Annotated in this window: 24 protein-coding genes; 12 read left to right on the top strand and 12 right to left on the bottom strand. The window is 62.3% G+C overall.

Features of this window, described 5'->3' with window-relative positions; genetic code table 11:
* The first annotated feature begins 119 nt into the window (after positions 1–119).
* The 4 genes from AB7951_RS01280 to AB7951_RS01265 all read left to right on the top strand — a co-directional run bounded on the left by AB7951_RS01280 (position 120) and on the right by AB7951_RS01265 (position 4,633).
* Positions 120–1,616: a D-alanyl-D-alanine carboxypeptidase family protein gene (locus AB7951_RS01280; protein ID WP_439061970.1), complete on the top strand. Its 1,497-nt coding sequence runs from the start codon at positions 120–122 to the stop codon at positions 1,614–1,616.
* Between the two features lie 135 nt (positions 1,617–1,751).
* A complete protein-coding gene (locus AB7951_RS01275; protein ID WP_441255648.1) occupies positions 1,752–3,440 on the top strand; it encodes a long-chain-fatty-acid--CoA ligase in 1,689 nt (562 codons plus the stop codon).
* Between the two features lie 54 nt (positions 3,441–3,494).
* Positions 3,495–4,040 carry a DUF924 family protein gene (locus AB7951_RS01270; protein WP_120288034.1) on the top strand — a complete coding sequence of 182 codons (546 nt, stop codon included), beginning with the start codon at positions 3,495–3,497 and terminating at the stop codon, positions 4,038–4,040.
* A 107-nt stretch (positions 4,041–4,147) separates the two neighbouring features.
* Positions 4,148–4,633: a peroxiredoxin gene (locus AB7951_RS01265; protein WP_089267673.1), complete on the top strand. Its 486-nt coding sequence runs from the start codon at positions 4,148–4,150 to the stop codon at positions 4,631–4,633.
* 187 nt (positions 4,634–4,820) lie between these two features.
* Here AB7951_RS01265 and rnhA read toward each other — a convergent pair whose 3' ends face one another.
* The 3 genes from rnhA to ispH are packed head-to-tail and all read right to left on the bottom strand — an operon-like array spanning position 4,821 to position 7,221.
* Positions 4,821–5,273 (bottom strand): ribonuclease HI, encoded by a 453-nt coding sequence (rnhA, locus tag AB7951_RS01260; RefSeq protein ID WP_120287321.1) that lies wholly within the window; start codon positions 5,271–5,273, stop codon positions 4,821–4,823.
* Positions 5,270–6,250 (bottom strand): homoserine kinase, encoded by a 981-nt coding sequence (locus AB7951_RS01255; protein WP_120287322.1) that lies wholly within the window; start codon positions 6,248–6,250, stop codon positions 5,270–5,272. Before AB7951_RS01255 ends, rnhA begins: the two co-directional genes overlap by 4 nt.
* Positions 6,251–6,255: 5 nt before the next feature.
* Positions 6,256–7,221, bottom strand: coding sequence for a 4-hydroxy-3-methylbut-2-enyl diphosphate reductase (gene ispH, locus AB7951_RS01250; protein ID WP_089267676.1), 966 nt, complete (start codon positions 7,219–7,221; stop codon positions 6,256–6,258).
* A gap of 245 nt (positions 7,222–7,466) precedes the next feature.
* On the opposite strand from ispH, the gene AB7951_RS01245 reads away from it, so the two are divergent.
* Complete coding sequence (locus tag AB7951_RS01245; RefSeq protein ID WP_093757450.1) at positions 7,467–8,162, top strand: DUF1013 domain-containing protein; 696 nt, start codon at positions 7,467–7,469, stop codon at positions 8,160–8,162.
* A gap of 100 nt (positions 8,163–8,262) precedes the next feature.
* Here AB7951_RS01245 and AB7951_RS01240 read toward each other — a convergent pair whose 3' ends face one another.
* Positions 8,263–8,853: an SMI1/KNR4 family protein gene (locus AB7951_RS01240; protein WP_158596724.1), complete on the bottom strand. Its 591-nt coding sequence runs from the start codon at positions 8,851–8,853 to the stop codon at positions 8,263–8,265.
* A 166-nt stretch (positions 8,854–9,019) separates the two neighbouring features.
* On the opposite strand from AB7951_RS01240, the gene AB7951_RS01235 reads away from it, so the two are divergent.
* A complete protein-coding gene (locus AB7951_RS01235) occupies positions 9,020–9,349 on the top strand; it encodes a potassium channel family protein (RefSeq protein ID WP_093757451.1) in 330 nt (109 codons plus the stop codon).
* An 11-nt stretch (positions 9,350–9,360) separates the two neighbouring features.
* Here the strand turns inward: AB7951_RS01235 and AB7951_RS01230 are convergent, their stop codons facing one another.
* The 7 genes from AB7951_RS01230 to AB7951_RS01200 form a co-directional block, all read right to left on the bottom strand.
* Positions 9,361–9,579 (bottom strand): alkylphosphonate utilization protein, encoded by a 219-nt coding sequence (locus AB7951_RS01230; protein WP_011665834.1) that lies wholly within the window; start codon positions 9,577–9,579, stop codon positions 9,361–9,363.
* A gap of 144 nt (positions 9,580–9,723) precedes the next feature.
* A complete protein-coding gene (locus AB7951_RS01225; protein ID WP_120287324.1) occupies positions 9,724–10,416 on the bottom strand; it encodes an OmpW/AlkL family protein in 693 nt (230 codons plus the stop codon).
* Between the two features lie 180 nt (positions 10,417–10,596).
* Positions 10,597–10,863: a hypothetical protein gene (locus AB7951_RS01220; protein ID WP_120287325.1), complete on the bottom strand. Its 267-nt coding sequence runs from the start codon at positions 10,861–10,863 to the stop codon at positions 10,597–10,599.
* 72 nt (positions 10,864–10,935) lie between these two features.
* Positions 10,936–12,846, bottom strand: a complete 1,911-nt coding sequence (locus AB7951_RS01215) for a propionyl-CoA synthetase (protein ID WP_120287326.1) — start codon at positions 12,844–12,846, stop codon at positions 10,936–10,938.
* A 65-nt stretch (positions 12,847–12,911) separates the two neighbouring features.
* Positions 12,912–13,445, bottom strand: coding sequence for a tetratricopeptide repeat protein (locus tag AB7951_RS01210; protein WP_120287327.1), 534 nt, complete (start codon positions 13,443–13,445; stop codon positions 12,912–12,914).
* A gap of 3 nt (positions 13,446–13,448) precedes the next feature.
* The gene (locus tag AB7951_RS01205) at positions 13,449–14,450 is read right to left on the bottom strand and encodes a tetratricopeptide repeat protein (RefSeq protein ID WP_120287328.1); all 1,002 of its coding nucleotides are present in this window, start codon (positions 14,448–14,450) and stop codon (positions 13,449–13,451) included.
* A gap of 29 nt (positions 14,451–14,479) precedes the next feature.
* Complete coding sequence (locus AB7951_RS01200; RefSeq protein WP_120287329.1) at positions 14,480–15,421, bottom strand: TAXI family TRAP transporter solute-binding subunit; 942 nt, start codon at positions 15,419–15,421, stop codon at positions 14,480–14,482.
* A 206-nt stretch (positions 15,422–15,627) separates the two neighbouring features.
* Here AB7951_RS01200 and AB7951_RS01195 point away from each other — a divergent pair, with 206 nt between their 5' ends.
* From AB7951_RS01195 to AB7951_RS01175, 5 genes are all read left to right on the top strand, one after another.
* On the top strand, positions 15,628–17,643 hold the full coding sequence (locus AB7951_RS01195; protein ID WP_089267687.1) for a TRAP transporter permease: 2,016 nt from the start codon (positions 15,628–15,630) through the stop codon (positions 17,641–17,643).
* 87 nt (positions 17,644–17,730) lie between these two features.
* Complete coding sequence (locus AB7951_RS01190; RefSeq protein ID WP_120287330.1) at positions 17,731–18,702, top strand: TAXI family TRAP transporter solute-binding subunit; 972 nt, start codon at positions 17,731–17,733, stop codon at positions 18,700–18,702.
* 40 nt (positions 18,703–18,742) lie between these two features.
* Positions 18,743–19,714: a TAXI family TRAP transporter solute-binding subunit gene (locus AB7951_RS01185; RefSeq protein ID WP_068729346.1), complete on the top strand. Its 972-nt coding sequence runs from the start codon at positions 18,743–18,745 to the stop codon at positions 19,712–19,714.
* Positions 19,715–19,991: 277 nt separating this feature from the next.
* Positions 19,992–21,242, top strand: coding sequence for an MFS transporter (locus AB7951_RS01180; protein WP_120287331.1), 1,251 nt, complete (start codon positions 19,992–19,994; stop codon positions 21,240–21,242).
* Between the two features lie 277 nt (positions 21,243–21,519).
* A complete protein-coding gene (locus AB7951_RS01175; RefSeq protein WP_120287332.1) occupies positions 21,520–22,521 on the top strand; it encodes a tripartite tricarboxylate transporter substrate binding protein in 1,002 nt (333 codons plus the stop codon).
* A 1,102-nt stretch (positions 22,522–23,623) separates the two neighbouring features.
* On the opposite strand, the gene AB7951_RS01170 is transcribed toward AB7951_RS01175, so the two are convergent.
* Positions 23,624–24,100: a hypothetical protein gene (locus AB7951_RS01170; protein WP_089267692.1), complete on the bottom strand. Its 477-nt coding sequence runs from the start codon at positions 24,098–24,100 to the stop codon at positions 23,624–23,626.
* Between the two features lie 200 nt (positions 24,101–24,300).
* On the opposite strand from AB7951_RS01170, the gene AB7951_RS01165 reads away from it, so the two are divergent.
* Entirely contained in the window at positions 24,301–24,603 is a 303-nt protein-coding gene (locus AB7951_RS01165; protein ID WP_184512165.1) for a hypothetical protein, read from the top strand.
* Positions 24,604–24,626 lie beyond the last annotated feature (23 nt).

Below are 24,626 nucleotides of genomic sequence, written 5' to 3'. Positions count from 1 at the left end.
TTTGCAGCCGTCACCGCGTGACGGCAGACCGACATGAGAGCCCCGAACCTCAAATCCAAGAATTGCTGCGCGCGGTGCTGGAGCACTGCAGGCGGGCCGCAAAGGACCGGAATCGGATAGTGCAGTTTCACTTCGCATCGCGCCGCCTGCTATCATTCAACTGGTTCATTCTCGCCGCGGCACTTGCGCTGGGCGTGACCGCGCCGCGTACGGCCAGTGCTGAAGCGCTTCTGCTCGTCGAAGCCGATACCGGCAAGGTCCTGCAGGCCGAGAACGCGACCTATCCGTGGCATCCCGCCTCCGTCACCAAGCTGATGACCACCTATGTCACGCTGCAGGCGGTGAAGCAGGGACGCATCAACCTCGACACGGTGGTGACAGTGTCGCCGATCGCCTCCGCACAGTCGCCATCGAAGATGGGCTTCAAGGCCGGCACGCAGGTCACGATCGATAACGCGCTGAAGATGATGATGGTGAAGTCAGCCAACGACATGGCCGTCGTGCTTGCCGAAGGCGTCGGCGGCTCCGTCGACGGATTTTCCGCGATGATGAATGCTACGGCTCAGAAGCTCGGCATGACGCAGACCCACTATGTCAATCCGAACGGCCTGCCTGCCGACGAACAGGTGACCTCGGCGCGCGACCTCGCGATCCTTGCGCGTGCGATCATTCGCGACCTGCCGGAATACGAATATTTCGTCCATATTCCCGCGATCAAATTCGGCCGCCGCATCACGCCGAACTTCAACAAGCTGATCGGCCGCTATCCCGGCGCCGACGGCATGAAGACCGGTTTCATCTGCGCCTCCGGCTACAATCTTGTCGCCACCGCCACCCGTGGCAACAAGCGGCTGATCGCGGTGGTGCTCGGCGCCTCGTCCGGCCAGGCGCGCGCCGTCAAGGCCGCGCAGCTGCTGGAGCGCGGCTTCAACACCGGCACAGGCGGCCTGACCTGGCTGCAGCCGGCGCTCGGCACCGTGGATGCCCTCGCACCGATCGACGCCGCACCGCCCAACCTGCGCGACGAGATGTGCGGACCGAAACGCAAGCGCCCGGCCAGCGACGCCGATGATGAAGTCGTCGCCAGCAACGAAGCCAGCAGCCAGGCCATGTCGTTCTTCACCGCCGGTCTGCAGCCGCCAACGCTGCGCCCGGTCGACATGATCGCCGCAGCCGCCGCACCGGTCGAGCCGGTGATCGTTTATATTGGCCCGAAGAAGACCGGTGCCGACCTGATCGCCGCCAATGCGGTGGAAGAAGCCCGGCAGACGCCAAAGCCCAAGGGCAAGAAGGGCACCAAGACCGCCGCCAAGAAGCCTGATGCGGCAGCCGACACCAAGGACGCTAAACCCGCAGCATCGGCCGAGGCAAAAACGGCCGCGAAACCTGCGGCCAAACCGGCTGCAAAACAGGCAGCGGTGAAACCGGATGCAGCCGCGCCGAAACCGGCCGCTGCAGCTAAGCCAGCCGCCGCCAAGCCCGCGGCTGCCAAGCCTGCCACGGCAGCCACCGCCGCTCCGGCCACAACGCCGGCCAAGCCGAAGGCAGCGGCCAAACCCGCACCGAAGGCTACCACCGGCGAAGCCAAGCCGGCTGCGGCAGCTCCGCGCACTTAGACCTTCGTCGACAAGGCTCAACTATCATCGTTAACGCGGCCGGTTTCCGGCTGCGTCATGTTGCGCCGCGCCTTGCTATCAAGGGCAGCTTTGCTCAATACTTCGACGAAATAATCAAATCGAGGGGGAAGTGTCATGGAGCGTATCTGGCTCAAACAATATCCGGCAGGCGTGCCAGCCGACATCGACGTCAGCCTGTATCCGTCGCTGGTCGATCTGCTCGAAGAGAGCTTTGCCAAATTCCGCGATCGCAAAGCCTTCATCTGCATGGACAAGTCGATCACCTATCGTGAGCTCGACGAAATGTCCCTGGCGCTCGGCGCCTATCTGCAGAGCAAGGGCCTCGCCAAGGGCGCCCGTGTCGCGCTGATGATGCCGAACGTGCTGCAATATCCGATCGCCACCTCCGCGGTGCTGCGCGCCGGCTATGCTGTGGTCAACGTCAACCCGCTCTACACGCCGCGCGAGCTCGAGCATCAGCTCAAGGATTCCGGTGCCGAAGCCATCATCGTGCTGGAGAACTTCGCCTCCACGGTGCAGCAGGTGATCGCCAAAACCAATGTGAAACACGTCATCCTTGGCAGTATGGGCGACATGCTCGGCTTCAAGGGCGTGATCGTCAATCTCGTGGTCCGCCGGGTAAAGAAGATGGTGCCGGCTTACGAATTGCCGGGCGCTGTCTGGTTCAACGATGCAGTCTCTGCCGGCCGCAGCATGAAGATGAAGAAGCCGGTGCTCGGGCCCGACGACGTCGCTTTCCTGCAATATACCGGCGGCACCACCGGTGTTTCCAAGGGCGCGACGCTGCGCCATCGCAACATCCTGGCCAATGTGCTGCAGAACGATGCCTGGCTGCAGCCGGCGCTGCGCAAGCCGCCGCATGTGGACCAGCTGTTCATCGTCTGCGCGCTACCGCTCTATCATATCTTCGCACTGACGGCCTGTTTCCTGCTTGCCGTGCGCGCCGGCGGCGTCAACCTCCTGATCCCGAACCCGCGCGATATGCCGGGCTTCGTGAAGGAGCTGATGAAGTATCAGGTCAACAGCTTCCCGGCCGTCAACACGCTCTATAACGGCCTGCTGAATACGCCCGGTTTCGACCAGGTCGATTTCTCCAAGCTGAAGATTTCCAACGGCGGCGGCATGGCGGTGCAGAAGGCCGTGGCCGAACGATGGCTGAAGACGACCGGCTGCTTTGTCGCTGAAGGCTACGGCCTGTCGGAAACCTCGCCGACGCTGACCTGCAACCCGGCCGATGTCGATCAGTTCAACGGCTCCATCGGCGTGCCGGTGCCATCGACCTGGATCTCGATCCGCGACGACGACGGCAACGAAGTCCCGCTCGGCGAGCCCGGCGAGATTTGCGCCAAGGGTCCGCAGATCATGTCGGGCTACTGGAACCGGCCGGACGAGACCGCCAAGGTGATGACGACGGACGGTTTCTTCCGCACCGGCGATATCGGCATCATGAGCCCCGACGGTTTCACCAAGATCGTGGATCGCAAGAAGGACATGGTGCTGGTTTCGGGCTTCAACGTCTATCCGAACGAGGTCGAGGACGTCATCGCCAGCCATCCCGGCGTGCTGGAATGCGCCGTGATCGGCGTGCCCGATCCGAAGACCACCGAGGCGGTGAAGGCCTTCGTCGTCAAGAAGGACCCGAACATCACCGCCGAGGACATCATCAAGTTCTGCGGCACCCAGCTCACCAATTACAAGGTGCCGAAACAGATCGAATTCCGCACCGCCCTGCCGAAGACCAATGTCGGCAAGATCCTGCGCCGCGAACTCCGCGACGAGAAGAAGCAGGCCTCAGCGGCCTGACACACTGCTATAGGGTGGGCCCGCTTTCGCATGGCCCACCCTATGGATTTCAGCATGACTGCAACGACTCCCGCCGACATCATCGCCTTCTGGACAGACGCCGGCTGGGACCGCTGGTACGCCAAGAACGACGATTTCGATGCCGAGATCACCCGCCGCTTTCGCGCGCTGTGGGATGAGGCCGTCGCAGGCAACCTTTCGTCATGGGAGGCCAGTGACGAGGGTACGCTCGCTCTGATCCTCGTGCTCGACCAGTTTCCCCGCAACATGTTCCGCAACGACCCGCGCGCTTTTTCCAGCGATCGCCTCGCTTGCGACCTCACGATCAAGGCCGTCGCGCGCGGCGTCGATCAGCGCGTCGACCAGCAGATGCAGCAGTTCGTCTATATGCCGCTGATGCATTCGGAAGACCTCGCCGATCAGGAGCGCTGCTGCGCGCTGTTTCGCGCCACCGGCGAGACCGACAACCTGAAATTCGCCGACGAGCACGCCGACATCATCCGGCGCTTCGGCCGTTTCCCCCACCGTAACCGGGTGCTGGGGCGCAGCACCACGGCGGAGGAACAGGCGTTTCTGGATGCCGGCGGCTTCGGCGGCTGACGTCATCATGATGCGCGCAGCAGGCCAAGTTTTGCGCAGCGCCCAATATTGCCCGCGTCATGCAGCCGGTCTAAACACACTCACCCGCATTTCAGGAGAGATCGACGATGACCATTCAAGTTGGCGACAAGCTGCCCGAGTCCAAGCTCCGTGTCATGACCTCCGAAGGTCCGGCCGTGAAGACCACCGACGACATCTTCAAGGGCAAGAAAGTGGCGCTGTTCGCGGTGCCCGGCGCCTATACCGGCACCTGCCACAAGATGCATCTGCCGAGCATCTTCCTCAACGCCTATGCCATCAAGGACAAGGGCGTCGACACCATTGCGATCATCTCCGTCAACGATGTGTTCGTGATGAACGCCTGGAAGAAAGACACCGATCTGCGCGACGAAGCTGTGTTCCTCGCCGACGGCAATGCCGACTTCACCAAGGCGATCGGTATGGAGCTCGACGCATCGGGCAACGGCCTCGGCATCCGCTCGCATCGCTATTCGATGCTGGTGGAAGACGGCAAGGTGACCAAGCTCAACCTTGAGCCGGCACCGGGCAAGGTCGAAGTCTCCGGCGGCGACACCCTGCTCGGCCAGCTGTGAGCTAAAGCCCTCTTACTTCCCCTCTCCCCCAGCGCAGCGAAGCTGCGCGCCGCGGGAGAGGGTGGATCGAACACGCGAAGCGGGTTCGAGACGGGAGAGGGTTTGAGCGCGGGGATGCAGCCCCCTCTCCCGCCTTCGCTTCGCGAAGGCACCCTCCCCCACGAGGGGGGAGGGGAAAGAGAGCCCGCTACTGCCTGTTCCGATTTTCCGCCAGGCCGTCCCGCGACAGCTGATCGGCACGCTCGTTCTCGGCATGGCCGGCATGGCCCTTGACCCAGTGCCAGCGCACATCATGGGTCTTCAGCGCGGCGTCGAGGCGCTGCCACAGGTCGACATTCTTCACCGGCTTCTTGTCCGACGTCTTCCAGCCGTTTTTCTTCCAGCCGTGAATCCAGCTCATGATGCCGTTGCGCAGATACTGGCTGTCGGTGTGCAGATCCACCGAACACGGCTTTTTCAACGCTTCCAGCGCGGAAATCGCCGCCATCAGCTCCATGCGGTTGTTGGTGGTGTGGGCCTCGCCGCCCTTCAATTCCTTCTCGGCGTCGCCGAAACGAAGGATCGCGCCCCAACCGCCGGGGCCGGGATTTCCCGAACAGGCGCCGTCGGTATAGATCGTCACAGGCGTCGCAGTGGTCACGCGGGCTGCCTCGCCGCTTCGACGCCGTAGTCGGCCATCGACGTCACCGACTGGTGGAAGCGCAGCTTGCGGACATACTCGACCGGATCCTTCGGCTTCACGAAGGCGCCTTCCGGCACATTGAGGAAATCCACGAGACGCGTGAGCAAGAAACGGATCGACGCGCCGCGTGCCAGCAGCGGAAACGCCGCGCGCTCGGCACTGGTCAACGGACGCACCGCCTCATAGGCATTGAGGAAAGCGCGCGCCTTGGTGGCATTGAACGACAGATCCGGCTCGAAGCACCAGGCGTTCAGGCAGATCGCCACGTCATAGGCCAGCATGTCATTGCAGGCGAACGGGAAGTCGATCAGGCCAGAGAGCTTGTCGCCGAGAAAGAACACGTTGTCCGGAAACAGATCCGCATGGATCACGCCTTCAGGCAGATCGCTCGGCCAATGCGCGGCAAGATAGTCGAGTTCGGTCTGCAGGAAAGCGCGCAGCCCGGGCTGAACCGTATCGGCGCGCGGTGCTGCGAGGTCGAGCAAACCGCGCCAGCCATCGACCGACAGGTTGTTCTTGCGCACCAGCGGGAAATCGCGCCCGGCGACATGCATCCTCGCCAGCGCTTCGCCGACACCGGCGCAATGCATCGCATTGGGGCGACGCGGCCACATGCCTTCGAGGAAGTTGATGATCGCGGCGGGCCGGCCGGCGAGCGATGCATAGACCGCACCGTCGCGATTCTTCTGCGGCTGCGGGCAATTCACGCCGCGCGCGCAGAGATGTGCCATCAGACCGAGGAAGTAAGGCAGGTCATCCGCTTCGACGCGCTTCTCATAGAGCGTGAGGATATACGCGCCCTTGGAGGTGTGCATCAGGAAGTTGGAATTCTCGACGCCTTCGGCGATGCCCTTGTAGGAGAGCAATTCGCCGACATCGTAGCTCTTCAGGAAGTCCGCGAGATCATCGGCGGCAACATCGGTATAGACCGCCATCGCGGTTACGCCGCGGCCTCGGGACGCAGCGAACGCGGCAGCGGGAAGAATTCGTTTTCTTCAGCAGCCGACACCGTCTCCACATGCAGCTCATAACGCTGCGCGAAGGCATCCATGATCTCTTCGACGATCACTTCCGGCGCCGAGGCGCCCGCCGTGATGCCGAGGCTCGTGATGCCCTCGAACATGCTCCAGTCGAGATCGCTGGCGCGCTGCGCCAGCACCGAGACGCGACATCCCTCACGCTCGGCCACTTCGCGCAGACGCTGCGAGTTCGACGAGTTCGGCGCGCCGACTACGATCAGCGCATCGACCACCGGCGCCACCTTCTTCACGGCAAGCTGGCGGTTGGTCGTGGCGTAGCAGATGTCTTCCTTGTGCGGCCCGTTGATCGTGGGGAAGCGGCTCTTCAGCACTTCGACGATCTCCGCGGTGTCGTCGATCGACAGCGTCGTCTGGGTCACGAAAGCGAGATTGTTCGGATCCTTCGGCTGGAAGGTCTGGGCGTCTCCAGCGGTCTCGATGAGCTGCACAGCGCCAGGCGGCAGCTGGCCGACGGTGCCGACTACTTCCGGGTGATGCGAATGCCCGATCAGCAGGATCTCACGGCCGCGCTTGAAGTGGATCGCCGCCTCGCGGTGCACCTTGGTCACCAGCGGGCAGGTCGCATCCAGCGAGAAGAAATTGCGCTGACGGGCATCTTCAGGAACCGATTTCGGCACGCCATGGGCGGAAAATACTACCGGCGCGGAGGTGTTGTCCGGGATTTCGGCGAGTTCCTCGACGAAAATCGCGCCCTTGGTCTTCAGACTGTCCACCACATACTTGTTATGGACGATCTCATGCCGGACATAGACCGGCGCGCCATGGATGGCGAGTGCGCGTTCGACCGTATCGATCGCCCGGACGACGCCTGCGCAGAAGCCGCGCGGCGAACAAAGAACGATTTTCAGGGACGGTTTGGTCGTCATATCGGGGCGATCCAGGGGCCTGGGCACCAAAATGGCAGGTGCGATGGGTCAGATTGGCAAAATTCAGCCAAAGAGCTTGTCTGAATAAGGACTTGGGGCCGGTTTGCGGCGCTGTCAAGGCCGAACTGCCGGGCATTGCGCGGTTGCCCTCTGACAGATTATATAGAGCCTTAATTCCCGTCATCACCGATGACCAGACGGCTTCGCCTCCCAAAGAGGTGGGCGAAGCGCAAAGGAGATGTGCCATGAGCAATGCCCCGCTGATGCCAAAGGCGACGGCCGTGTGGCTGGTCGACAATACGGCGCTGACCTTCGATCAGGTCGCCGATTTCACCAAGATGCACCCGCTCGAGATCCGCGCCATTGCCGACGGCGACGCCGCCCAGGGCATCAAGGGCATGGACCCGATTTCCAACGGGCAGCTGACCCGCGACGAGATCGAAAAGGGCGAGAAGGACAAGAATTATCGGCTCAAGCTCGAAGAGAGCAAGGTGATCCTGCCGCCGGCCGCCAAGAAGAAGGGCCCGCGCTACACCCCGGTGTCGCGCCGTCATGAGCGCCCGAGCGCGATCCTGTGGCTGGTGCGTAACCATGCCGAGCTGAAAGACAGCCAGATCATGCGGCTGGTCGGCACCACCAAGACCACCATCGCCTCGATCCGCGACCGCACCCACTGGAATGCCTCGACCCTCACCCCGATGGATCCGGTGACCCTCGGCCTGTGTTCGCAGATCGAACTCGATTTCGAAGTGCAGCGCGCGGCCAAGGAAAAGCCGACCGACCAGGCTTACGGCGGCGCGACCCTGCTGCCCGCGTCGGAAACTACCCGCAAGGACGAGCTGGAGACCGCCGAGAGCGGCAGCGGCGACCTCAATGTCGATGCCGTGTTCGCCAAGCTGAAGGGCATCGGCGGCGGCAAGAAGCAGGACGACGACGAATAAGCGGCTGCGCTGCGCACAGATGCGCGGCGGTAATAACAGAATTGAAAACGCGGCGGTTCATCCCGCCGCGTTTTTTTGTTTCAGGTGATGCGCCGCCCGCTTACGCCAGCGGGCGACAGATGCTGACATTGATGCTGCCGTCATCGTCATATGCCACCAGCTTGCCGATGAAATTCGAGAACGACGTGGCGACTTCGATGAAACAGCCCTGTCTGTCGATCATGTAAGCGAGGACGTCGTCGGCATTCTCCAGGTTCACGCCTGCATCAGCCAGTTCGCTGATGTCCGGGATGACCTCGTGATCGACGAAGTAGATCTTGCCCTTCGCCTTACCCTTGTAGATTTCGACGATCGGATCGCCGCCGTGACTTTCCGCCACCGGATAGCAGAACGCACGAAACGCTTGGTCCCAGAGATCGGCTTTGGCCAGGAATACCCCTATGTCGTTATATTCGAAGCCGGTATCGAGGCCGTGCAGATAGCGAATTGAATCGAATGTCTCGACGCCATCAGCCAGCGGGCTGGCTGTGTCGAGATCGAAATAGAAGCCGTTATTCGCTTTCAGAAACGCCGTATAATCGGATGAGAATTCGATACCCTGCTCGGCGGCAAAAGCTGCAATCGCCTTCTCCGTCACCGGCTTGAATGTCATCGCATCGGGATAGTCTTCGAACCTGAACTCGTTCGCCATCATGTACTCCGCTTATGCGTAAAGGATCCCGCCTGAGCGGTGCCTCCCTTGGTGCTGCAGAGGTAAGGCAAGGTTCATGGTCGCGCCCGACGCATAATCGTCACTTTCCAAACGCCATCGAATCCTGCGACATCGCGCATGGACGGCAACGCATGGAGTGGCGACGATGGCATCTCTCTGGCTTGGTCTGATGCGCTTGCTGGCCGGCTTCCGCCGCGGTCTGCGCGATCCGGAATTTCGCGCGATCCTGTTTCTGCTGGCCATCGCCATGACCGGCGGCGCCGTGTTCTTTCACGCCGTGGAAGGCTGGCCGTGGATCGACGCCGCCTATTTCAGCGCGATGGCGCTCACCACCGTCGGCGACGCCACGCTGTCGCCAACCACCGCCATCGCCAAGATCTTCACAATGCTGTTCTCGATCTGCGGCATCGGACTGATGCTGGCATTCCTGTCGCGGCTATCGACGTTCCGAGAGCATGAGGAAGGCCGGGAGTGATATCGTAGCCGTCACGCCTTCTTCAGAAATTCCGTGCGCAGCACCAGGCCTTTCACCTTGTCGGTGCGGCCTTCGATCTCGTCTTCATTATCGGTGAGATGGATGTTCTTGATCACGGTGCCGCGCTTGAGCACGGTGGACGAGCCTTTCAGCTTGAGGTCCTTGATCAGCGTGACGGTATCGCCTTCGGCGAGCAGCGCGCCGTTCGAATCCCTGACCTTGATGTCCATGATGTTGTCCTGATGGTGCGGTGGTGTGGAGCGGGGCACCCAACAGGATGGGAGCGCCGAAAGCAACAGTGGCACGGCAAAATCGCAAAAAAGAAGGGCCGACTGACATCGGCCCTTCCGTCACACAGTGAGAGATCGAAAGGATCAGAACTTGTAGGTGATGCCGGTGCCGACCAGCCACGGATCGAGCTTGACCTGGCCGGTGATCGCCGCGCCGCTGGCCAGCGTGCCTTCCCAATCCGGGCGCATCCACATCTTCTTCACGTCGACGTTCCAACCCCAATGCTTGTCGATCATGTAGTCGAAGCCGAACTGCAGCACCGGCGCCGCGGTGTCTTTCAGACGGCTGCTGGTTACGCCCACACCGCTCGCACTCTGGCTGAAGAACCAGGTGTAATTCACACCGGCGCCGATATAGGGCTTGAAGGCGCCGAACTGCGTGAAGTGATACTGGAAGGTCAGCGTCGGCGGCAGCAGCCACGCCTTGCCGACATCGAGGCCGGCGATGGCGCCGTCGCCGGTGACGTGGTGCTTGGTGACGCCAAGGATCAGTTCAGCTGCGAGGTTCGGCGTGAAGAAATACGAGATGTCGAGTTCGGGAACGACCTGATCCGAGGTCTTCAGGCTGGAGCCCGGCACCTGGTGAACCGACCCGCCATTCTCCGGAATGACGCCGAGCACACGTAGGCGGATCATCCAGGGATTCCACGCCTCGACCACCGGCGCCTTGGTATACGGCGCCGCGGCCGGAAGATCGGCAGCACCTGCCGTCGTCGCCATGCTGGTCATCGCCGTTGCTGCCATCAGCAACGACACGGTCGTCAGAATTCTCCTCATCGCGAAGTGCCCTGTCTTTCGATTCGTTCGGGGTGAACGATCTCACCCGATCAAATCCGAAAGACGCTCGCTGCGGCGCTCACACGTTGATCTCAATCAAAAGCAAACGACCGCACAGCGTCTCGCTGCGCGGTCGTTGCCTTTGGGAGACACAATTTTGCGGAATATCAATCGCCGGTGTTACGGCCGGTTCGGATTGTTCAGCATGTATTCGCCGAGATTGCGCTGCGCGCGGTCGGCACGATTGATGGCATTGCTGCGCTGAACGTCGCGGTCCTTGCGGCAGGCCGCATATTCCGGCGAACCGACAGCGACACCATTAGCGCGGCAGATCGCGTCATCGTCATCGCCGAGGCTCGACATCGGAATATCGGTGCGGCGCGCGCAGGCGCTGAGCAGCGTCGCGGCCAGCGTCAGCGCGATGAGAGAGGTCGAGGTCAGTCGCATGCATGGTTCCGTTACTTGATCTTCTCTGACGTGAGAGTGTTTAGCGCGAAATGCGGGATTTGTAAGGTCTGCTCAGACCCTGCCCTTCAGCGCCGCACCGATTTCGTCCAGTGACTTCGGATCCTCGATGGTCGCGGGCATGGTCCAGCTGTCACCGTCCGCGATCTTCTTGATGGTACCGCGCAGGATTTTGCCCGAACGCGTCTTCGGCAGCCGGCCGACGGCGATGGCGAGCTTGAACGCCGCGACGGGGCCGAGCTTTTCGCGCACCAGCGCGACCACTTCCTTCTCGATGTCAGCAACCGGCCGCTCAACGCCGGCCTTCAGCACCAGGAAGCCGCAGGGCACCTCGCCCTTGATGGTATCCTTGATCCCCAGCACGGCGCATTCGGCGACGTCCGGATGCGAGGCCAGAATCTCTTCCATGCCGCCGGTGGAGAGGCGATGGCCGGCGACATTGATGATGTCGTCGGTGCGGCCCATCACATAGACATAGCCATCGTCATCCAGATAGCCGGCATCGGAAGTTTTGTAGTAGCCGGGAAACTCGTTGAAATAGGCTTCCTTGCAGCGCTCGTCCTGCTCCCACAATGTCGGCAGACAGGCCGGCGGCATCGGCAGCTTGATGACGATGGAGCCCATGGTGCCGGCGGGTACCGGCTTCGCAGCTTCGTCCACCACCTCGACCTTGTAGCCGGGCATCGGCACCGTCGGCGAGCCGTGCTTCACCGGGAGCTGGCCAAGGCCCACCGGATTGCCGGCGATGCACCAGCCGGTCTCGGTCTGCCACCAGTGATCGATCACCGGCACCTTCAACTGCTTCTCGGCCCAGTCCACCGTCGGCGGATCGGCGCGCTCACCGGCCAGGAACAGCGTGCGGAAATGCGAGAGATCATATTTGCGAATGAAACTGCCGTCCGGATCGTCCTTGCGGATGGCGCGGAAGGCGGTCGGCGCCGTGAAGAAAGCAACGGCCTTGTGTTCGGAGATGACGCGCCAGAACGCGCCGGCATCCGGCGTGCCGACCGGCTTGCCTTCATACATGATCGACGTCGCGCCATGGAACAGCGGCGCATAGACGATATAGCTATGGCCGACCACCCAGCCGATGTCGGAGCCGCACCACCAGACTTCGCCCGGCTTCACGCCGTAGAGATTCCACATCGACCAGGCGAGCGCGACGGCATGACCGCCATTGTCGCGCACCACGCCCTTCGGTTTGCCGGTCGTGCCGGACGTATAGAGGATATAGAGCGGATCGGTCGCCAGCACTGGCACGCAATCCGCGGACTTCTTCGCCGCCATCGCCTTGCTGCGCAATTCGGCCCAGTCATGATCGCGGCCGGCCACCAGGTCGCAGCCATGCTGCGGGCGCTGCAGGATGATGCAGGCATCGGGCTTCGCGCTGGCGAGCGCGATCGCTTCATCCAGCAGCGGCTTGTATTGCACGATGCGGCCGGGCTCGATGCCGCAGCTCGCGGACAGGATCAGCCTCGGCCTCGCATCGTCGATGCGTGTCGCGAGTTCCTTCGCCGCGAAGCCACCGAACACCACCGAATGCACCGCGCCGATGCGCGCGCAGGCGAGCATGGCGACCACAGCCTCAGGTACCATCGGCATATAGAGGATGACGCGATCGCCCTTGCCGACGCCAAGGTCCTGCAGGATGGCGCCGAGCACCTGCACCTCATGCAGCAGCTGTGCATAGGTGATTTTCCGGACCTCACCCGTCAGCGGTGAGTCGTGAATCAGCGCGACCTGATCGGCGCGGCCACCGGCGACATGGCGATCCAGCGCGTTGTAGCAGGTGTTCAGCACGCCGCCGACAAACCAGCGGCCGTAGAGACCCACGGACGGATCGAACACCTTCTTCGCTGGCGCAATCCAGTCGATCGCCTTCGCGGCTTCGCTCCAGAAGCCTTCCGGATCGGACAGCGACTGCGCGTGGACGTCGTGATAGCGGCTGGATGCGTTGGTTGTCATGGCGTCTCTCCCGCCCCAGCTTTACCGCCGGGTTCATTGCACACTGATTGTCACGGGATCGCCGGCTATTTCAAGGGTGCCTTTGGTTGTGGCTTGACCGACATCTCCACGCCGATCCGCTCGATTTCCTGCGCCAGCGCCTTGTAATTGGCGCGCGCGACGTCGAGTTGCGGATCGAGCTTGATCGCCGCACCGAAATCGCGGACTGCGCGCGGCCGATCGCCCTTCTTGCGCCAGAGTTCGCCGCGCGCATTGAACAGAACGGCCTGCGTCGGATCGAGTCGCAGCGCCGCATCGTAATCGGCGATGGCACGATCGGTCTCATCCTTGCGGGTGTAGACACCGGCGCGCGCAATCAACGCTTTCAGCCGGTCGGCCCGCTCGGTCTTTTCGTTGTCGATCAGCGTGCTGCAAACTGCGAGAATCTTCTCGTCATCACCTGACGCAACAGCCGCCACGCACAGTGCGGGATCGACGTGCGCGGTGGCTGCCGGCTCGTTGACCGCTGGCGATGCCCTGTCGGGAGCCACGCAACATAATACGAGCAGGACGCCGATAACGCGCAATACGCTGCCCACATATGAATTGCGAAAAGTCATTGTCTATCGGGTGCTCGCATCGGCGGATGGATGCAATCCAATTGCCGGCTTGCGCGCCGCCACCCGATATTTCTCAAGCTGCTTGCGATGTCGCAAAGCTATATCCAGCGTTGAATCGATCTGAACGGCTGCGTCGAAATCGGCCAGAGCGCGCGCAGGGTCGCCCTTGTCGCGCCAGGCGACGCCGCGATTGTTATAGGCCATCGCCAGCTCCGGCTGAAGCTGCAGCGCCGTCGTGTAGTCGGTGATGGCGCGATCATATGCGCCGCTGAGACTGAAGGAGTTTCCGCGATTCACGAAGTAGCTAGCCTTCGGCTCCAGCCGGATCGCCGCGTCGAAATCCGCAATCGCGCGGCCATAGGCATTGTTGCGCGCATAGGACTGACCGCGCGCATCGTAATGTTCCGCGGTCGGCTCCAGGCGAATGATGTCGCTCTGGTCGTCGATCACCAGATCGAAGCGCTTGACCTTGGCATAGGCGGCCGCGCGATCGATGAGACCCTGCACCCGCGTCGGATCGAGCCGGACCGCTTCATTGTAATCGCGAACGGCCAATCGATTTTCGTGCATCGATGCGAAGGTCGCGGCGCGGCTCGCAAATAATTGGGCCTCGTTCGGCCGCAGCTTGATCGCGCGGTCGAAGTCATCAAGCGCACGGTCGAACTTCTTGCCGGCCGCAAGCGCCTTGCCGCGGGCTTCGAGCGCTGCGGCCGAGAGGGGATCGAGCTGAACTGCCAGATCACCATCCGCAATGGCTAGGTCGACCTGTTCCAGCCTGAGTTGCAGCCCGGCGCGCACGATCAGGGCATGAACGCGGTCCGGCGGTGCCGCCGTCGAGCCGATCACCAGGGCGCAGATGCCGAGCATCTGCTCGGGCGGCAAGGTGTCGTCATTCGCGCAGGTGGCAGCGGCCTCGACCGTACCCTGCGCTCGGACGGCCGCATGGGGCAGCGATGGCGCCGCAAGAGCGGCACACAGAACCAACGTCCGAAACGAATGACCCATGAAAGCCCCAGCAAGCCAGCCGGACCACTCTACCTGATCAGGCCCCGCTCCCGATAGTAGCGCAACGCGCCGGGATGCAGCGGCACCGGGTTTTTGCTCACGGCGCTCGCCAGCCGGATCTCGTGGCCAGCGCGGTGCGCGATGGCGAGTTCGTCGAGGCCGCCGAACAAGCGCTTCGTCATCTGATAGACGAGTTCATCCGGCACGGCATTACTCGTCACCAGATAGTTCATCACCGATGCCGTCGGCACGGATTTGTCCTGACTGACATAGGTCCGGGCTGGAATCCGGTCCGGCTTGAACGGCACGCCGATCTTTCTGACCAGCGCGGGCGGCACTGGCACGATGACGATATCCGTGGCCTCGCTGAGTTCCCTGATCGATGTCACGCCGAGACCCGCAGACTGCAGCGTGGCATCGAGCTTCTTCTCGATCATCATCGTGGTGGATTCGGCAAAGGAGAAATACCTGATCTCGCCGAGATTCTCATAGCGCAGCCCCGCAGCGCCCAGAATGGCGCGGGCGTTCAACTCGGTGCCCGATCTCCGCTCGCCAACCGAGAGGCTCCGGCCCTTGAGATCGCTCAGCGTCCTGATGCCGCTCTCTTTGGTGGCAACGATCTGGATGTAATTCGGATAGAGCGCGCCGATCACCCGCAATCGGTCCTGCTTGCCGTCAAAGCCCGCCGTGGCATTGCCGGCCCAGGCGTCCTTCAGCGCGTCACCGAGCGCAAAAGCCACCTGCCCGGTGCCTTGCTGCAAGCGCGAGAGGTTCTCGACCGAACCGTCGGTTGTCTGCACCTGAACTTTCGCGCCGGGAATATCCGCATAGATCATCGCAATCGAGACGCCGAGCGGAAAATAGATCCCGGATGTATTGCCGGTCAGCAGCGTGATCGACGGCTCGGCGCGTGCCGCTGCGCTGCACATGACGACCACACCCGTCATGGCGGCTATCAGACGCTTCCTCATACTCATTTTATTCCTGTCATTCAGGCCGCGAACGTGAACCGCAGCCCTCATGCGGTCAACGGCGTCGCAATAGCGAACGCCGTTGCCGCGACGAAAGTTTCACCGGTAAGCCCTTGCGCCAGCCGGGTAAAACGGCATGAATGCGCCGCACTCAGAATAATAAGGCCGGCAAAGCCGGCTGCGGGAAATATCCCGGGGGATGAAACATGGCTGACCAGAAATCAAACGCGAGCGATGACACCGTTGCCGTCTCCGACGAGGCATTGGCGAAGGCTGAAGCCTTCATCGAAGCCGATGAAGGCGCAACAAATCGCCTGCTCGGCTGGGCCGGAACGATCTCCACCGGCATCGCCGTCGTCATGAGCCTGTTTCATCTCTATGCCGCCTACGCCATCGTGCCGACGCAGGAGCTGCGCTATGTCCACGTCGCCTTCACGCTGATCCTGAGCTTCCTGCTGTTCCCCGTCGCTGCGCGCTTCCGCAACCGCGTGCGCTGGTGGGACATCGTGCCGGGCATCGTCGCCATCGGCACCATTGCCTATGCGCTGTGGGGCGGCGACGATTTCACCGACCGCGCTACGCTGCCGGATCATATGGATGTCATCGTCGGCATCGTCTTCATCGTGCTGCTGCTGGAAGCGACCCGCCGCACCACCGGCCTGATCATGCCGGTCGTGTCCGTTTTCTTCATTGCCTATGCGATGCTCGGCCCGCATCTGCCGGCGCCATGGACTCATCGCGGCTATGACCTGCCGCGCCTCGTTGGCCATCTCTTCATCACGCTGGAGGGCATCTTCGGCGTCGCGGTCGACGTGTCGGCCACGCTGATCATCCTGTTCACGATCTATGGCGCGTTCCTGTCGATGTCCGGCGCCGGAAAGTTCTTCATCGATTTCTCGCTATCGTTGATGGGGAACAAGTCGAACGCCGCCGGCCGCACCGTGGTGCTGTCGTCGTTCCTGCTCGGCGGGCCTTCCGGCTCCGGCGTCGCCACCACCGTGATGATCGGCACCGTCGCCGCCCCCATGCTGGCCAAGGCCGGTTTCGAGAAGAACGCTGCCGGCGGCCTGCTCGCCGCGGGCGGTCTCGGCGCGATCCTGTCACCGCCGGTGCTCGGCGCCGCCGCGTTCCTGATCGCTGAATTCCTCAAGATCAGCTATCTCGACGTGATCTGGATGGCGACCATCCCGACCTGTCTCTACTACCTGTCGCTGCTGATCATGGTGGAGATCGACGCCAAGCGGTTCGGCGCCCACAATGTCAATGTCAGGCCTGAACTCAGCCTCGGCGTGATGATGAAGCGTTACGGGTTCCACTTCATTTCTCTGCTCGCCGTCGTCGTCTTCATGATCATCGGCTACTCGCCGTCACTGTCGGTGTTCTACGCCACCCTCGTCACCTTCGTGCTCAGTTTCCTCCGCAAGGACACTGCGCTGGTGCCGAAGAAGCTGGTGAAGGCGCTGGCCGATGGCTCGATCGGCGCGCTCAATGCCGCCACCACCTGCGCCTGCGCCGGCATCGTGGTCGGCGTCGTCACGCTCACCGGCCTCGGCCTGAAATTCTCGTCGATCGTGATTTCCTATGCGGGCGGCAGCCTGTTGCTGACGGCGATCTATACGGCGCTGATCGTCTGGATCATCGGCCTCGCAGTGCCGGTCACCGCGTCCTACATCATCTGCGCGGTGATCGCCGCGCCCGCACTGATCAAGCTCGGCGTGCCTGACTACGCCGCACACATGTTCATCTTCTATTACGCCGTGCTCTCGGAAGTCTCGCCGCCCACCGCGCTATCGCCCTTCGCGGCGGCGGCGATTACCGGCGGCGATCCCTACAAGACCACGCTGCAATCGTGGAAATACACACTGCCGGCGTTCCTGGTGCCATTCGTCTTCGTCTGCGATCCGCAAGGCGTCGGCCTGCTGCTGAACATTCCGAAGGGCGGCTCGTGGGTCGACATCGTCGAGATCACCTTCAAGACCACGCTGGGACTGCTGGCACTGGCCGCCGTCGCGCAGAACTGGGCACTGCGACAAAATACACCGATTGAGCGCGGCTTGCTTCTGCTATCGGGATTACTGCTGGTATTCCCGAGCTTGATCGAGGCGATCATCGAATCGATCATCGGTCGCGACATCAGCTACACATTCGTGCCTGGCCTCATCATCGGCCTCGGCGTGCTGCTCTGGCAGGCAAGGACGAGGACGCAACCGGCACCGGCATGACCAACGACAGAAACGAATAACGTCAAGTTATCGCATGACAGCGGACGCCGCAGATAAGCGGCGCCGCCGACTTCAGGGAGTGACGCGATGAGATGGACAGCTTTCAGACACAGGGCGTTCAGCCTTGCACTGCTCGGCATCGCCTGCGCGGCGACCGGTGCTTCTGCGGAAGACAAGACCATCGCCATTGCGACCGGCGGGACCGGCGGCATCTTCTACCCGCTCGGAGGCGGGCTCGCGAACCTGTTGTCGAAGAAACTGCCGCATACCCAGGCCACCGGCGAAGTCACCGGCGGCAGCGTCGACAACATCAAGCTGCTGGAAACCGGCCAGGCCGATCTCGGTTTCATGACCGGCGACGTCGCGTCCGATGCCGTGAAGGGCGAGAACAAGTTCAAGAAGCCCGTTCCGCTGCGCACCATCGTCGCCGTCTATTCCAGCCCGGTGCATGTGGTGACCATCGCCGGCACCGGTATCGAGAAATTCGCCGATCTGAAAGGCAAGCGCATCTCGAGCGGCGCGCCGGGCAGCGCCACCGAGGCACAGACCTTCCGCCTGCTGGAAGCCGCGGGCCTCGACAAGGACAAGGACGTCAAGCGCGAACGTCTGTCGGTGGCGGAATCCGCGTCCGCGCTCAAGGATCGCAAGATTGATGCCTTCTTCTGGGGCGGCGGTGTGCCGACTGCCGCGGTGGTCGATCTAGCGGCGACGCCCGGCGTCACCATCAAGCTGATCGACATCGACTACCTGCTCGAGCCGATCGTGAAAAAATACGGCCAGATCTTCGCGCCCAGCGTGATCAAGGCCGGCAGCTATCCGGGCCAGACCACCGACAGCCGTGGCTTCGCCGCCTGGAACCAGATCATGGCCACCGACAAGATGTCGGACGAGACCGCCTATGCGATCACGAAGACGATCTTCGAGAACAAGGCCGATCTCGTCGCCGTCCATAAAGAGGCGGAGAACATCAATCTCGCCACGCAGACACCAGCGCAATCGCCGGCGCCCTATCACCCCGGCACGCTGAAATATCTCAAGGAAGTCGGCGCGGTGAAATAGTCACCGCGACATCACAGGAAAACTGGAGGAGAGGACAACCATGTTCAAGCGTTTCAGAAAGACATCGATTGCCGTGGCGCTGGTCGCCACGGCCGGCCTTGCAGGCGCGGCCATCGCGCAGCAGAAGACCATGGCGATCGGCACTGGCGGCACCGGTGGCGTGTATTATCCGCTCGGCGGCGCTATCGCCAATGTGCTGTCGAAGGCGCTGCCGAACACCCAAGCCACGGCGGAAGTTACCGGCGGGTCGGTCGATAACCTCAAGCTGATCGCCTCGGGCCAGAGCGAACTCGGCTTCAGCATGGCCGACGCCGCGCTGGACGCACTGAACGGCCAGGACAAGTTCAAGAGCGGCAAAGTCCCGCTGCAGACCCTGCTCGTGGTCTATCCGAACCGCATGCATATCGTGACCATCGAGGGCGCCGGCATCGAGAAGATGTCGGATCTCAAGGGCAAGCGCGTCTCCACGGGCTCGCCCGGCGGTGCCACCGAAGTGATGGCGTTCCGCGTCATCGAGGCCGCCGGTCTCGACAAGGACAAGGACATGAAGCGCGAGCGTCTCGGCGTGGCTGAGTCCGTCAACGCCATCAAGGACCGCAAGATCGACGCCTTCTTCTGGGTCGGCGGCGTCCCCACTGCCGCCGTCACCGATCTCGCTGCCACACCCGGCATGAAAATCAAGTTCGTCGACCACGCCGACCTCGCCGCCAAGATGAACGAGAAATACGGCAAGCTGTATTCGCCCTCGACCATCAGCAAGAGCATCTATCCCGGCATGGACAAGGACAACGCCAATACAGAAGTCTGGAACATCATCGTCACCGGCAACAAGATGAGCGATGACGACGCCTACAACATCGTCAAGACGCTGGTGGAGAAGAAGGCCGACATCGTCGCCGTGCACAAGGAGGCCGAGAGCTTCTCGCTCGACAACCAGGTGCAGGAGCGTTCCCCGGTGCCGTTCCATCCGGGCGCGCTGAAATACTTCAAGGAAAAGGGCATCGGCAAGTAAGACCAGCCCGCCACAAGACCAGACTTAAGGCCGCGATGCGAAAGCCTCGCGGCCTTTGTTTTTAAGTGGTTGATCGCGGACCTCTCCCTTGTCGTCCCCGCGTAGGCGGGGACCCATAACCTCCGTCGATGAAATTGGAACGGCAGAGCCACGACGACTGCACTTCGACTATGCTCCCGGTGTGTATAAATCCCGCCCCGTGGGCAACGAATACCGCGGAACCGGATCACTCAACCGCCGTTGCATGCCGGGCACTGCCGTGCCGTGAGGACCACGCGTGCACGACGACGCCAACAGGATCAAGCATCCGCTCGACGCGCTGAACTTCTTTCTTGCCGATGTCCGCGACGGGCTCGGGCCCTATCTCGCGATCTATCTCCTCACGGTCCAGAAATGGGATGAAGCCTCCATCGGCATCGTGATGTCGGTCGCCGCCCTCGCTGGTATCGTCGCGCAGACCCCTGCCGGCGCCCTTATCGACAAGACCGCCGCCAAGCGCGCCATCGTCATTCTTGCCGCCGTCATCGTCACACTCGGCTCGATCGTGCTGCCGCTCTATCCCGGTTTCCTGTTTGTCGCGACGACACAGGCACTGACCGGTGTCGCCGCGGCCGTCTTCGCACCGGCACTGGCGGCGATCACACTCGGCATTGTCGGCCCCAAAGCCTTTGCGCGCCGGATCGGCCGCAACGAGGCGTTCAACCATGCCGGCAACGCGACGGCAGCGACGCTGGCCGGCATCTTCGCCTATGCCTTCGGGCCGATCGTCGTGTTCTGGCTGATGGCCGCGATGGCTGCGGCGAGCATCCTCGCGACGCTGGCGATCCCCGCCGATGCCATCGATCATCAGATGGCCCGCGGTCTTGGCGATCTCAACGAAACGCACGATCACGATGCCACCGACCGGCCTTCCGGCTTTCAGGTGCTGCTGACCTGCAAGCCGCTCCTGATATTTGCCGCCGCCACCGTGCTGTTTCACTTCTCCAATGCGGCGATGCTGCCGCTGGTCGGCCAGAAACTCGCACTGGTGAACAGCGAGCTCGGCACCACGTTGATGTCGGTCTGCATCGTCGCGGCGCAATTGGTGATGGTGCCGGTCGCGATGCTGGTCGGCCGCAAGGCCGATGTCTGGGGCCGCAAACCGATTTTCGCCTGCGCGCTCGCCGTGCTGGCGCTGCGCGGCGCGCTGTATCCGCTCTCCGATAATCCCTATTGGCTGGTCGGCGTGCAGACCCTCGACGGCATCGGCGCCGGAATCTTCGGCGCGATCTTCCCGCTGGTGGTCGCAGACCTCACTTACGGCACCGGCCACTTCAATATCAGCCAGGGCGCGATCGCCACCGCCGCGGGATTAGGCGGCGCTCTCAGCACGGCCATTGCCGGCGTGATCGTCGTGAATGCCGGTTACAGCGCGGCATTCCTCGCGCTTGCCGCCTTGGCGGGGATCGGCCTCATCCTGTTCATCGTCGCCATGCCGGAGACGCGACCTTCCGACGCACGTCATCAGCCGTTAGTACCAAATGCTTAAGGATGGTATTGCATTGCGGTAGCAACTCGCAGTGCAACATAGTACCATCCACCCAGTACGTTCCCATGCATGTTGTCCATGGAAACGCCTGATCGGGAGAAGCTGAGAAGACCTGCCGGTTGCGCAGATGAGCCGCAGGAGCGGACCGTCGGGTTCGTTGCCCCAGCCGTGCCGGTTCCCACTTGATCCCGGCCTCCCGTCAATGTCTTAAACACCCTCAATCAGATCGCGCGTCGCAGCCGCGCGGCCTGCCCGACATGCAAAAGGACTCTTCGAGATGTCATCATCGATCCGCTTCCCGTCCCGCCGCTCCGTGATCCTCGGCGGCGCGGCTGCCCTCGGCACCCTGCCGATCCTGTCGCGCCGCGCCAGCGCCGCAGAGTGGCCCACCAAGCCGGTGAAGTTCATCGTTCCGTTCGCGGCCGGCGGCACCACAGACATTCTGGCGCGCGTCGTCGCGCAGAAGATGTCCGAAGAGATGGGCCAGCAGTTCATCGTCGAGAACAAGGCCGGCGCCGGCGGCAACATCGCCGCTGACTTTGTCGCCAAGGCCGAAGGCGACGGCTACACCTTTCTGGTCGGCACGCCCGGCACCCACGCCATCAACAAGTTCGTGTTCAAGAACATGACCTATGATCCGGTCAAGGATCTGGCATCGGTCATCGTGATCGCCAAGGTGCCGAACCTGTTCTCGGTGACCAATGCGCTGCCGGCCAAGAGCGTCAAGGAGTTCATCGAACTCGCCAAGGCCAAGCCGGACGAATATTTCTACGGCACGCCGGGCCTCGGCTCGACCGCACATCTGTCGACCGAACTGTTCAAGTCGATGACCGGCGTGAAGCTGACCCATGTGCCCTACAAGGGCAGTGCCCCGGCACTCACCGACCTGATCGGCGGCCGCGTCCATGTGATGATCGACAACCTGCCGGCGGCGCAGCCTTTCGCGGAGAGCAACCAGATCCGTGCACTCGCCGTCTCCACCAGCAAGCGCTGGGAGCCGATGAAGGACATTCCGACCATCGCCGAAGCCGGCGTTCCCGGCTACGACGCCGCCTCCTGGTTCACCATCGCAGCCCCGGCGAAGACGCCGAAGGAGATCATCGCCAAGCTCAATGCCTCGACCGACAAGTTCATCAAGTCGGCCGACGGCACTGCCCGCCTGATCAAGCTGGGCGCCGATCCGACCGGCGGTTCGCCGGCCGATATGGATGCCTATGTGCAGTCCGAAATCGAGAAGTGGGGCAAGGTCGCCCAGTTCGCCGGCATCAAGCCGGAGTAAGGCAGCGCGGGGTTGGCAGGGCGTTAGACGCGCCTGCCTGTCTTGCTGCGTTAAGCGTGAATAGATCGAAGGGCACGCGCTGAAGCGCGTGCCCTTTTGTTTTGGGAGTGCGGTTGGCGCCGATTCCACACTCGTCATTCCCCGGCAAACCAATTGGTTTGCCTGAGGGCGTGCGTAAGCCCGGACGCGCCGAGTCCTCAATTGTCATTCCGGGATGCGCCCGGCCGGCGCAGCCGGCTGGGGCGCAGGCCCGGAATCCATAAGCTCGATCGTGGTTATGGATTCCGGGCTCGCGCAAGGGTGCGCCCCGGAATGACAGTGGAGGGAACGCACCCAAACATTTTTTCCTATCCATCGTTGACAATATCCCTTTATGGACTATATTCCCCCTCGTCCTGCCCCACCGAGAGGGGCGATCGCGATCGTCACGTTCGCGGGGCAGGGTGCGGTGGACGCCGGAGATGCGGCGTCACGCGGTTCACGGGGGAACGTCTGTCTTCGGGCAGGACGAATCTGCGCCAGCACTGCCACTGGCAAGGAGACGGCCGACCTTGAGATGGAAAGAGCCCTGGACAGTGTGACGGACGACCAAGTCAAAACGCGTTCGGCCCAGTCGCTTGAGGCTCCCTTCCCATCGCCTTGGGACTTTAATTCGCGATCGGAGCGTTCGTCGAGGCAAAGTGCAAGCAACCGAAAAAACACCGCAGGCGGAACGTCGGGCACTTGCTCGGCGCCTCCGAAAGTCCTGATGCACTCTCAATTGCGGAAGACCGCATCGCATCAGGCCCAAGGGTGCAACGGGCACCCGGCGTTCCGCACGCCCTCTCACAAGAGGGCGGGAATGCAAGCAACGACGGCGCCCCCGCGCCGCTAACAATGGGGGCGATGACGCATGTCTGAAGCTGTTTGACATTCACATCAGCAACGACGCGCAGGCGTTAGAGGCATCCCTCCCTCAAGCATTGCGTAGCAATGCGCAGTGGGGAGGGTCGGCCGATAGGCCGGGGTGGGGGTGCCACAGGCGATGGCGTTTGTGGCACCCCCACCCGACCGGCCTTCGGCCGGCCACCCTCCCCGCAAGGGGGAAGGATAAGAAAGCCGCCTACTCGAACTTCATATCGATGCAGCGCGACACGTCCGAGCCGAGGCCCGATGGAATCGTGACACAGCCACGAATTTTCTGCTGGGTGTTGTCGCTGACCCACATGGCAAAACCACCATTGCCGAAGAACGAATTGGTGTTCGGCGGCTCGGTCTCCGTGGCATCGAAGGAATAGCTGGAGTCGGTGTCGAACACGCGCGGCTTCTTCACGCAGGCGCCGTCGCTCTGGACGTTGATGACTTCCTTGGCATCACGCGTCATCGATAGCGACACCGAGCAACGGAAATATTCCGAGGTCTTCGCATTGAACAGATAGGCATAAGAGCGGCAGGTCGCCGTACTCAGCTTGCCTGCGGCAAGCCCACGCCCGCAGGAGATACGCTGGTTGTTGCTGAGCTTGAAATCATCTGCCGCAGCAAGACCGGGCGCCAATACCACCGCGCCAACAACCAAAAGACTTTTCACGATCGCTCGCATTGTCGAATCATCCCCATCGCCGCATTCATCGTGGACCGGCTTAGCCCGAAAGCGAAAGATAGTCGCCAGACCGCGCTTGCGAAATAACAAACTCTGTCGCGACCGCATGTCGTATTGACGGCCTGTCACCGTTCGTGATTTGTTCAAGACAACCGCGCAGCCGCGATGTACTTTCAAAAACACGTTTCGGAGAATTTGGGATGACCGCTCGAGCCTTTACGATGCTGTGCGCCGCCGCACTGATGACATCGGCCCTTGCCGGCCCTGCTCTGGCTCAGGCGCCGACGCCCTGGGTGCTCTCGCCCGACATGGGCTATGGCTACGACGCGTCAGGCAAGACCTTCGCGTACAAGATGGGCACCAACAATGCCAAATTCCTGCTGAAGGGCGCCAAGAAAGTGCCGAAGAACACGCTCTTCTTTATCGGCGAGAACGGCCAGCTCTATATGCGCAGCGGCCCGTTCCTCGAAGACGACGGCAAGTTCAAATTCGGCCCCGGCTAGTCCTGGTTTTCGGACAGGATCAT

Source organism: Tardiphaga sp. 285_C5_N1_2, from assembly GCF_052076065.1.
In the GTDB taxonomy this organism is placed as follows: Bacteria; Pseudomonadota; Alphaproteobacteria; order Rhizobiales; family Xanthobacteraceae; genus Tardiphaga; species Tardiphaga robiniae.
The sequence above is the reverse complement of the archived record's forward strand: the minus strand, read 5'-3'. Positions and strand labels throughout refer to the sequence as shown.

Bases quoted from the DNA above. Each gene is read 5' to 3' on its own strand.
- AB7951_RS01275 (WP_441255648.1), top strand. From the start codon at position 1,752: ATGGAGCGTATCTGGCTCAAACAATATCCGGCAGGCGTGCCAGCCGAC.
- AB7951_RS01270 (WP_120288034.1), top strand. From the start codon at position 3,495: ATGACTGCAACGACTCCCGCCGACATCATCGCCTTCTGGACAGACGCC.
- AB7951_RS01265 (WP_089267673.1), top strand. From the start codon at position 4,148: ATGACCATTCAAGTTGGCGACAAGCTGCCCGAGTCCAAGCTCCGTGTC.
- AB7951_RS01255 (WP_120287322.1), bottom strand. From the start codon at position 6,250: ATGGCGGTCTATACCGATGTTGCCGCCGATGATCTCGCGGACTTCCTG.
- ispH (WP_089267676.1), bottom strand. From the start codon at position 7,221: ATGACGACCAAACCGTCCCTGAAAATCGTTCTTTGTTCGCCGCGCGGC.
- AB7951_RS01245 (WP_093757450.1), top strand. From the start codon at position 7,467: ATGAGCAATGCCCCGCTGATGCCAAAGGCGACGGCCGTGTGGCTGGTC.
- AB7951_RS01240 (WP_158596724.1), bottom strand. From the start codon at position 8,853: ATGGCGAACGAGTTCAGGTTCGAAGACTATCCCGATGCGATGACATTC.
- AB7951_RS01235 (WP_093757451.1), top strand. From the start codon at position 9,020: ATGGCATCTCTCTGGCTTGGTCTGATGCGCTTGCTGGCCGGCTTCCGC.
- AB7951_RS01230 (WP_011665834.1), bottom strand. From the start codon at position 9,579: ATGGACATCAAGGTCAGGGATTCGAACGGCGCGCTGCTCGCCGAAGGC.
- AB7951_RS01225 (WP_120287324.1), bottom strand. From the start codon at position 10,416: ATGAGGAGAATTCTGACGACCGTGTCGTTGCTGATGGCAGCAACGGCG.
- AB7951_RS01220 (WP_120287325.1), bottom strand. From the start codon at position 10,863: ATGCGACTGACCTCGACCTCTCTCATCGCGCTGACGCTGGCCGCGACG.
- AB7951_RS01215 (WP_120287326.1), bottom strand. From the start codon at position 12,846: ATGACAACCAACGCATCCAGCCGCTATCACGACGTCCACGCGCAGTCG.
- AB7951_RS01210 (WP_120287327.1), bottom strand. From the start codon at position 13,445: ATGACTTTTCGCAATTCATATGTGGGCAGCGTATTGCGCGTTATCGGC.
- AB7951_RS01205 (WP_120287328.1), bottom strand. From the start codon at position 14,450: ATGGGTCATTCGTTTCGGACGTTGGTTCTGTGTGCCGCTCTTGCGGCG.
- AB7951_RS01200 (WP_120287329.1), bottom strand. From the start codon at position 15,421: ATGAGGAAGCGTCTGATAGCCGCCATGACGGGTGTGGTCGTCATGTGC.
- AB7951_RS01195 (WP_089267687.1), top strand. From the start codon at position 15,628: ATGGCTGACCAGAAATCAAACGCGAGCGATGACACCGTTGCCGTCTCC.
- AB7951_RS01190 (WP_120287330.1), top strand. From the start codon at position 17,731: ATGAGATGGACAGCTTTCAGACACAGGGCGTTCAGCCTTGCACTGCTC.
- AB7951_RS01185 (WP_068729346.1), top strand. From the start codon at position 18,743: ATGTTCAAGCGTTTCAGAAAGACATCGATTGCCGTGGCGCTGGTCGCC.
- AB7951_RS01175 (WP_120287332.1), top strand. From the start codon at position 21,520: ATGTCATCATCGATCCGCTTCCCGTCCCGCCGCTCCGTGATCCTCGGC.
- AB7951_RS01170 (WP_089267692.1), bottom strand. From the start codon at position 24,100: ATGCGAGCGATCGTGAAAAGTCTTTTGGTTGTTGGCGCGGTGGTATTG.
- AB7951_RS01165 (WP_184512165.1), top strand. From the start codon at position 24,301: ATGACCGCTCGAGCCTTTACGATGCTGTGCGCCGCCGCACTGATGACA.